At 69.1% G+C, this 7,878-nt stretch carries 7 protein-coding genes; 2 read left to right on the top strand and 5 right to left on the bottom strand.

All coding sequences use genetic code 11. The annotated features are described in order from the left end of the window. Positions 1 to 36: 36 nt before the first annotated feature. From ACFXGJ_RS23340 to ACFXGJ_RS23320, 5 genes are read right to left on the bottom strand one after another with little or no spacing between them, the layout of a single operon-like run. Positions 37 to 1,164 (bottom strand): acyl-CoA dehydrogenase family protein, encoded by a 1,128-nt coding sequence (locus tag ACFXGJ_RS23340; protein ID WP_378625516.1) that lies wholly within the window; start codon positions 1,162 to 1,164, stop codon positions 37 to 39. Next, on the bottom strand, positions 1,161 to 2,147 hold the full coding sequence (locus ACFXGJ_RS23335; RefSeq protein ID WP_378625513.1) for an acyl-CoA dehydrogenase family protein: 987 nt from the start codon (positions 2,145 to 2,147) through the stop codon (positions 1,161 to 1,163). The genes ACFXGJ_RS23340 and ACFXGJ_RS23335 overlap by 4 nt, the downstream gene beginning before the upstream one ends. Then, a complete protein-coding gene (locus ACFXGJ_RS23330; RefSeq protein WP_378625509.1) occupies positions 2,144 to 3,283 on the bottom strand; it encodes an acyl-CoA dehydrogenase family protein in 1,140 nt (379 codons plus the stop codon). The genes ACFXGJ_RS23335 and ACFXGJ_RS23330 overlap by 4 nt, the downstream gene beginning before the upstream one ends. Further along, positions 3,283 to 4,164, bottom strand: coding sequence for an enoyl-CoA hydratase (locus tag ACFXGJ_RS23325; RefSeq protein ID WP_378625506.1), 882 nt, complete (start codon positions 4,162 to 4,164; stop codon positions 3,283 to 3,285). The genes ACFXGJ_RS23330 and ACFXGJ_RS23325 overlap by 1 nt, the downstream gene beginning before the upstream one ends. Next, complete coding sequence (locus ACFXGJ_RS23320) at positions 4,161 to 5,738, bottom strand: FadD3 family acyl-CoA ligase (RefSeq protein ID WP_378625520.1); 1,578 nt, start codon at positions 5,736 to 5,738, stop codon at positions 4,161 to 4,163. The genes ACFXGJ_RS23325 and ACFXGJ_RS23320 overlap by 4 nt, the downstream gene beginning before the upstream one ends. 76 nt (positions 5,739 to 5,814) lie before the next feature. Between ACFXGJ_RS23320 and ACFXGJ_RS23315 the strand changes: the two genes are divergently transcribed. Further along, positions 5,815 to 7,014: an acyl-CoA dehydrogenase family protein gene (locus ACFXGJ_RS23315; RefSeq protein WP_378625503.1), complete on the top strand. Its 1,200-nt coding sequence runs from the start codon at positions 5,815 to 5,817 to the stop codon at positions 7,012 to 7,014. Continuing rightward, complete coding sequence (locus tag ACFXGJ_RS23310) at positions 7,011 to 7,820, top strand: SDR family oxidoreductase (protein ID WP_378625500.1); 810 nt, start codon at positions 7,011 to 7,013, stop codon at positions 7,818 to 7,820. Before ACFXGJ_RS23315 ends, ACFXGJ_RS23310 begins: the two co-directional genes overlap by 4 nt. Positions 7,821 to 7,878 lie beyond the last annotated feature (58 nt).

Raw genomic sequence — 7,878 nt, 5'->3', positions numbered from 1 at the left:
CCCGGCGCTGAACGGCAGCAGCGAGACCGTCTGACCTTATGCAGACAGGCCCGCCAGCGACTCCATCTCCTTGATGAACTCCTCGGGCTGCCCGAACAGCTGCGAGCTGCCGTGCGCGCGCTTGAAGAACAGGTGCGCGTCGTGCTCCCAGGTGATCGCGATGCCGCCGTGCAGCTGGATCGCATCCCCGGTGATCGCGCTGAACGCCTCCGAGCAGTACGCCTTCGCGACCGCGGCGTCCGCAGCCGCCGACGGCAGGCCCTCGCTGAGCGAGTACACCGCCGCGTACGACGCCGACCGCGCAGTCTCCACCAGGAAGTACAGGTCGGCCATGCGGTGCTTGAGCGCCTGGAAGCTGCCGATCGCGCGACCGAACTGGACGCGGTCCTTGCTGTAGTCCACCGTCATCTGCAGGCAGCGCTCGGCGGCGCCGACCTGCTCGGCCGACAGGGCGACGATCGCGATGGTGCGGACCTTCTCGAGCGCCGCGGTCGCGTCGTCGGCGGTGAGCCGGATCGCCGCGGCGGAATCGAACTCCACCAACGACATCGGACGGGTGAGGTCCATCGTCGGCAGTTGACGGCGGGCGACGCCGTCGGCGGACGGGTCGACCTCGAACAGCGCGATCGCGCCGTCCACGGAGGCCGCCACGATCAGCACGTCGGCATGTGCGCCGTCGAGCACGTAGTGGGCGGTGCCCGAGACGGTGTAGCCGTCGGCATCGCTGCCGGCCGCCGTGCACGCGACCTCGTCGCTGCGCCAGTGGCCTTCGGGGCCCACCCAGCACAGCGCGGCGATGGAAGCACCCTCGGCGATGCCGGGCAGCAGGCGCTCGCACGCCTCGGTGTTACCGGTCGCCAGGATCGCCTGTGCGGCCAGGACCGCGGAACCGAACATCGGCGACGGCGTCAGCGCGGCACCGAGCTCCTCGAGCACCAGGTGCTGCTCGACGAGAGTGGCACCGAAGCCGCCGAACTCCTCCGGGATCGCGAGCGCCGCGACACCGACCTGCTGGCACAGCACGTCCCACAGGCCGCGGTCGCACGCCTCGCCCGACTCGAGCGTCTTGCGCAGCGCGGCCGCGTCGGCGCGCTTGGACAGCAGCTGGGCAACCGTCTTGCGGAGTTCGATCTGCTCCTCCGCGAACACTCCGACCCCACTCACAGCGCGCTCGCAATCCGTGCGCGGTGTGCCGAGGCGGTGCCCCACGCGGACTGCAGCGCCCGCGTCTTGGTCAGCCACAGCGACAGGTCGCACTCGAGGGTGTAACCGATCGCACCGTGGACCTGAAGTGCCTTGCGCGACGCCACGTATGCGGCGTTCGCGGCGGCGACCTTGGCGGCCGAGACGTCGCGGGCGACGGTGTCGGAACCCTCGGCGATGGAGATCGCCGCGCCGTAGACCAGCGGGGTCGCCATCTCGACGGCCACGAGGGCGTCGGACATGTGGTGCTTGACGGCCTGGAAGCTACCGATGACGCGACCGAACTGCGAACGGTTCTTGGCGTACTCGGTGGCGGTCTCGATCATTGCGTGGCCGGCGCCGATCAGCTGTGCCGACGCGGCCAGCACCGCGAGGTCGTAGGCCTTCTCCGCGGCAGCGGCGACGTCCGCGCCCTGCGCGAGCGTCTCGACCGACTCGACCTCGAACAGGCGACGGGCCGGATCGACCGACTCGAGCTGCGTGGTCGGGCGGACCAGCTCGAGGGTGTCACCCGAGACCCGCAGGACCGGCTCGGCGACATCGGCGTCGAGGGCGCGCGGCGTGGACGGCTCGAGCACCAGCGACGCGAGGGTGCCCTCGGCGATGCCCGGCAGGAAACGCTTGGCGAGCTGCTGGTCGTCGAGTGCCGACAGCAGGGCGGGCACTGCGGCGGCGGTCTCGAGGATCGGGCCGGGGACCGCAGCGCGGCCCAGCTCGATGAACGCGACGGCCAGATCGGCGGGGTGCGCGGCGATGCCGTCGAACTCCTCGGGCACGGCGAGCGCGGTCACGCCGGTCTCGGCGAGCTGCTGCAGCAGCTCACGGCCCGAGGCGGTGTCGTTCTCGCCCCACGACCGGACGACGGCCGGGGTGTTGGCGTTGGCGAGCAGTCCGCGGAGGCTGTCCGCGAAATCGCGCTGCTCGGTGGACAGAGAGAATTTCATCGATCCGCCTTCGGGAGTCCGAGCATCCGCTCGGCAACGATGTTGCGCTGAATTTCGTTGGTGCCGGCGTAGATCGGGCCGGAAAGCGAGAACAGGTAGCCGTCCTGCCACTTGCCGGCGAGCTCGCCGTCGGCGCCCATCAGGTCGAGCGCCGTCTCGTGGATGCGGACGTCGAGCTCGGACCAGAAGATCTTGTTGATCGAGCCCTCGACGCCGAGGGGGACACCCTCGAGCATGCGGGTGACGGTGCCCCACGTGTGCAGCCGGTACGCCTCGGCACCGATCCACGCGTCGACGACGCGATCGCGTGCGGCGGTGTCGGTGTCGTCGGCGTTCTCCTTCCACACCTCGATCAGACGGTTCACCGCGGAGATGAAGCGGCCCGGGCTGCGCAGCGACAGGCCACGCTCGTTGCTCGCGGTGCTCATCGCGACGCGCCAGCCGTTGTTGACCTCACCGACGACGTCGGCGTCGGGCACGAAGACGTCCTCGAAGAAGATCTCCGCGAAGCCGGGCTCGCCGTCGAGCTGCGGGATGGCGCGCACGGTGACGCCGTCCTGGTTCAGCGGGAACATGAAGTACGTCAGACCCTTGTGGCGCTGCGCCTCCGGGTCGGTGCGGAACATGCCGAAGCCCCAGTCCGCGTACACCGCGCGCGAGCTCCACGTCTTCTGGCCGTTGAGGATCCAGCCGCCCTCGGTGCGACGGGCCGTCGAGCGGATGCCCGCGAGGTCGCTGCCGGCCTCCGGCTCGGACCACGCCTGCGCCCAGATGACGTCGGCGCGGGACATGCTCGGCATGATGCGCGCGAGCTGCTCCTCCGTGCCGTGCTCGAACAGCGTCGGCGCGAACAGGAAGATACCGTTCTGGCTGACGCGGCCCGGCGCGCCCGCCTTGTAGTACTCCTCCTCGAAGAGCACCCACTCGATCATCGACGCGTCGCGGCCGCCGTACTCGGCCGGCCAGGAGACGGTCGACAGGCGTGCGTCGGCGAGCTTGTGCTCCCACTCGCGGTGGGCCTCGAAGCCCTCCGCGGTGTCCATCGACGGCAGCGGCTGCGCCGGGACGTTGGCCGCGAGCCATTCGCGCACTTCCAGCTGGAAGGCGCGGGCCTTTTCATCCAGTTCGAGATCCACTATTTCGCCTTCGCTTTCATACTGTTGACGTCCATTCCACCCAGCGAGTCCCTGCCCACCTCGGCATTGTGCGCGTGGGCAAAGTGGTGCAGGCCGAACACCGAATCCATACCGGCGCGCTGACCCATGAGGTCCTCGCACTGGTTGACGGCCTTCTTCGTGAGCGCCAGGCCGAACCGCGGCATCTCCGCGACGCGGGCGGCCAGCGCCAGGGTCTCGGTCTCGAGGTCGGCGCGCGGCACCACCCGGTTGACCATGCCCACCTCGTACGCGCGCTGCGCGGAGAAGCGATCGCCCGTGAAGAGGATCTCCTTCGCGAACCGTGATCCCAGCACCCACGGGTGCGCGAAGTACTCGACACCCGGAACGCCCATGCGCACAACGGGATCCGAGAAGTACGCGTCCTCCGAGGCGACGATCAGGTCGCAGCACCACGCGAGCATGAGGCCACCGGCGATGCAGGCGCCGTGGATCTTCGCGATCATCGGCTTCGGGATCTCCCGCCACCGACGGCACATGCCCAGGTAGACCTCGGTCTCGCGGGCGTAACGCTGGTCGCCGCCGGCCTTGCCGAGGTGGTCCCACCACAGCGCGGCCTTGTTCTCGTAGTGCACGTGGTGATCGCGGCCGGGCGTACCGATGTCGTGGCCGGCGCTGAAGTGCTCGCCGTTGCCGGCCAGCACGATCACCTTGACGTCGTCGTCCTCGACGGCTCGCTCGAAGGCGGCGTCGAGGGCGTACGTCATCACCGAGTTCTGGGCGTTGCGGTAGTCGGGACGGTTCAGCGTCACGAACGCGACGTGGTCCCGCACCTCGTAGGTGACGACCTCTCCCTCGTCGGGAAGGTCTCCCCGATCGGGAACACTGTGGGGGACGGTCATGCCTTGCCCTCGCGCAGATCGTTCTTGAGCACCTTGCCGGACGGGTTGCGCGGCAGCCCGTCGACGATCCGCACCTCGCGCGGAATCTTGAAGCCCGCCAGGCGCTCCTTGCAGAACGCGATGACCTCGTCGGCGGTCAGGGTGGCGCCGGGCTTGACGACCACGTAGGCACGCCCGACCTCGCCGGCCCGCTCGTCGGGAATGCCGATCACGGCGGCCTCGGCGACGGAGTCGATGCGTGCCAGGGTGTTCTCGACCTCCGCCGGGTACACGTTGAAGCCGTTCGAGATGAACATGTCCTTGAGCCGGTCGGTGATGTCGAGGTAGCCGCGCTCGTCCAGGACGCCGACGTCCCCGGTGTGCAGCCAGCCGTCCTCGTCGATCGTCTTTCGCGTCGACTCGGGGTCGTCGAGGTAGCCGAGCATGATGTTCTCGCCGCGGACCAGGATCTCGCCCTGCTCGCCGATCTTGACCTCCATGCCGGGGATCGCGCGGCCGGACGACGTCGACACCGTGACCGGATCGTCGTCGGTGCGGCACATCGTCACCACGACCGCCTCGGTCTGGCCGTAAGCGGTGATGACGGCGTCGTAGCCGAGTTCGGACTGCAGGCGCTCGACGAGTACGACCGGGACCGCGGCCGCGCCGGTGATCGCGACGCGCAGGCTCGACAGGTTGTAGTCGCCGCGGGTCGGGAAGTCGAGGATCGTCTGGTGGATCGTGGGGGCGCCGGGAAGCACGCTGATCTTTTCGTCGGCGATCATCGTCATGATCGTGGGGACGTCGAACACCGCGGCAGGCACGATCGTCGCGCCGCGCAGGATGCACACCATGATTCCGGCCTTGTAGCCGAACGTGTGGAAGAACGGATTGATGACCAGGTAGCGGTCCTTGTCGTCGACCTCGGCGCAGTCGGCCCATGCGTCGGCGATACCGACGGTCTGGCGGTGCGCGGTCATGACGCCCTTGCTCTTGCCGGTGGTGCCGGACGTGAACAGGATGTCGGCGACGTCGTCGGGGGAGACCGCGTGAGCGCGGGCGTCGGCCTCTTCCACCGAGACGGGCTCGGCGGCCGCGGTGATCTGATCCCACTCGAGGATCTCGCCGCCCGGGAACGCCGTCGTCGGGACACCCGAGGCCGGATCGTCGGACGGGGTGCGCACCACGAGCTCGAGTGCCGGGATTCCGCCCTCGCCCGCCGCCTTGAGGACGTCCGCGAGGCGATCGGCCTTGAGGAAACGATCCGGCACGACCAGGACCTTCGTCTTGGTGCGCTCGAGGATGTCGAGGGCCTCGTGGCCGGTGTAGCGGGTGCTGATCGGCACCAGCGTGGCACCGGCGTACTGGGCGGCCAGGAACGCCTCGACCCAGTGATAGGTGTTGGGCGCCCAGATCGCGACGCGGTCGCCGGCCTGGACGCCCTTGGCCATCAGCGCCCGCGCGGCGGTGCGCACGCGGTCGAGCAACTCGGTGTAGGTGACGCGCTCGGATCCGTCTGCAACGGCCTCGTTCGACCCGAATTGTTCAGCGGCGCGCCACAGCGCGGCCGGGGTCGTCCGGGGCCCGGTGGTCACATTCGTGCTCACAATCTCTCCTCAACGAGGCGGAACCTCTATACAAAGCAAGTGCTTGGTAGGGTACCGTATCGCTGTGGACGTTAGCCAGGGTGAGAGCGAGGCCGCCGACGCGGCATTCGCCAAAGAAGTACGCGAATGGCTCGAAGAGAACCTCTCCGGGAAGTTTGCCGAGCTGAAGGGCCTGGGTGGGCCGGGGCGTGAACACGAGGCGTTCGAGGAACGCCTGGAGTGGGATCGTCACCTGGCCGCCGCCGGCTGGACCTGCCTCGGGTGGCCGAAGGAGTACGGCGGACGCGAGGCGACGCTGAGTCAGCAGATCATCTTCCATCAGGAGTACGCGCGTGCGAACGCACCCGCGCGCGTGAGCCATATCGGTGAGGAGCTGCTCGGCCCGACGCTCATCGCGTTCGGCACCGAGGAGCAGAAGCAGCGCTTCCTGCCGGGCATCAAGACCGTCTCCGAACTGTGGTGCCAGGGCTACTCCGAGCCCGGCGCCGGTTCCGACCTCGCGAACGTGTCGACCACCGCGCGCCTCGAGGGCGACCAGTGGGTCGTCAACGGCCAGAAGGTCTGGACGTCGCTCGCGCACCTGGCCGACTGGTGCTTCGTCGTCGCGCGCACCGAGCCGGGGTCGTCGCGCCACAAGGGCCTGTCCTACCTCCTGGTTCCCATGAATCAGGAGGGCATCGAGGTCCGCCCGATCATCCAGCTGACCGGTACCTCGGAGTTCAACGAGGTGTTCTTCGACAACGCCCGCACCGACGCGGACCTCGTCGTCGGCGGCGAGGGCAACGGCTGGGCCACCGCGATGGGCACGCTCACCTTCGAGCGCGGCGTCTCGACCCTCGGCCAGCAGATCGGCTTCGCCCGTGAGCTCGAGTCCATCGTCGAGTTGGCCGAGCGCAACGGGGCGGCGCAGGACCCGGCGATCCGCAACAAGATCTCCCGCGCGTGGATGAGCCTGCAGGTCATTCGGGCCCACGCGCTGCGCACGCTCGCCAGCGTCGACGCGAGCTCCAACGGTGGCGAGGCGTCGGTCGCGAAGCTGCTGTGGGCCAACTGGCACCGCGCCCTCGGCGAACTCGCCATGGACGTCCAGGGTGCGGCCTCGCTCGTGGGCGTCGAGAACACCGAGCCCGGCGAGGAACTGAACGATCTGCAGCGTCTGTGGCTGTTCACGCGCGCCGACACCATCTACGGCGGATCCAACGAGATCCAGCGCAACATCATCGCCGAGCGCGTGCTCGGCCTTCCCCGAGAGGCACGCCCGTGACCGCCACCGTCAAGTCCCCGCTCGCCGTCGCCCCCGCAGAGATCGAGGGCCACAACCTGCTCAAGGGCAAGAAGGTCGTCGTCACGGCGGCCGCCGGCACCGGCATCGGCTTCGCCACCGCCCGCCGCGCGCTGCTCGAGGGCGGCGACGTCCTCGTCTCGGACTTCCACGAGCGTCGACTCGGCGAGACCGTCGAGAAGCTCGCGGCCGAATTCGGCGGCCAGCAGATCGAGTCGTTCGTGTGCGACGTCTCGAGCACCGAGCAGGTCGACGCCCTGATCGCCGGCGCGGCGGAGAAGCTGGGCCGCATCGACGTCCTGGTCAACAACGCCGGCCTCGGCGGCGAGACCCCGATCGTCGACATGACCGACGAGCAGTGGGACCGTGTCCTCGACGTCACGCTGACCAGCACCTTCCGTGCCACCCGTGCCGCACTGCGGTACTTCAAGTCCGTCGACCACAACGGCGTCCTGGTGAACAACGCGTCGGTGCTGGGCTGGCGCGCGCAGCACTCGCAGTCGCACTACGCCGCGGCCAAGGCCGGCGTCATGGCGCTGACCCGCTGCTCGGCGATCGAGGCGGCGGAGTACGGCGTCCGGATCAACGCGGTCGCGCCCTCCATCGCGAAGCACGCGTTCCTGTCGAAGGTCACCAGCGAGGAGCTGCTCGACCAGTTGGCGGGCGCCGAGGCCTTCGGCCGCGCCGCCGAGGTGTGGGAGATCGCCGCGACCATCGCGATGCTCGCGAGCGACTACACCACCTACCTCACCGGCGAGATCGTCTCCATCTCCAGCCAGCGCGCCTAACCCGGCCACCGGCCCCCGTAACGGGGTGAAGGGAGCCTTCATTCGGTCAGACCGAATG

The organism is Rhodococcus sp. NPDC059234, from assembly GCF_042754225.1.
In the GTDB taxonomy this organism is placed as follows: Bacteria; Actinomycetota; Actinomycetes; order Mycobacteriales; family Mycobacteriaceae; genus Rhodococcus_G.
This window is presented reverse-complemented; position numbering and strand designations above follow the sequence as displayed.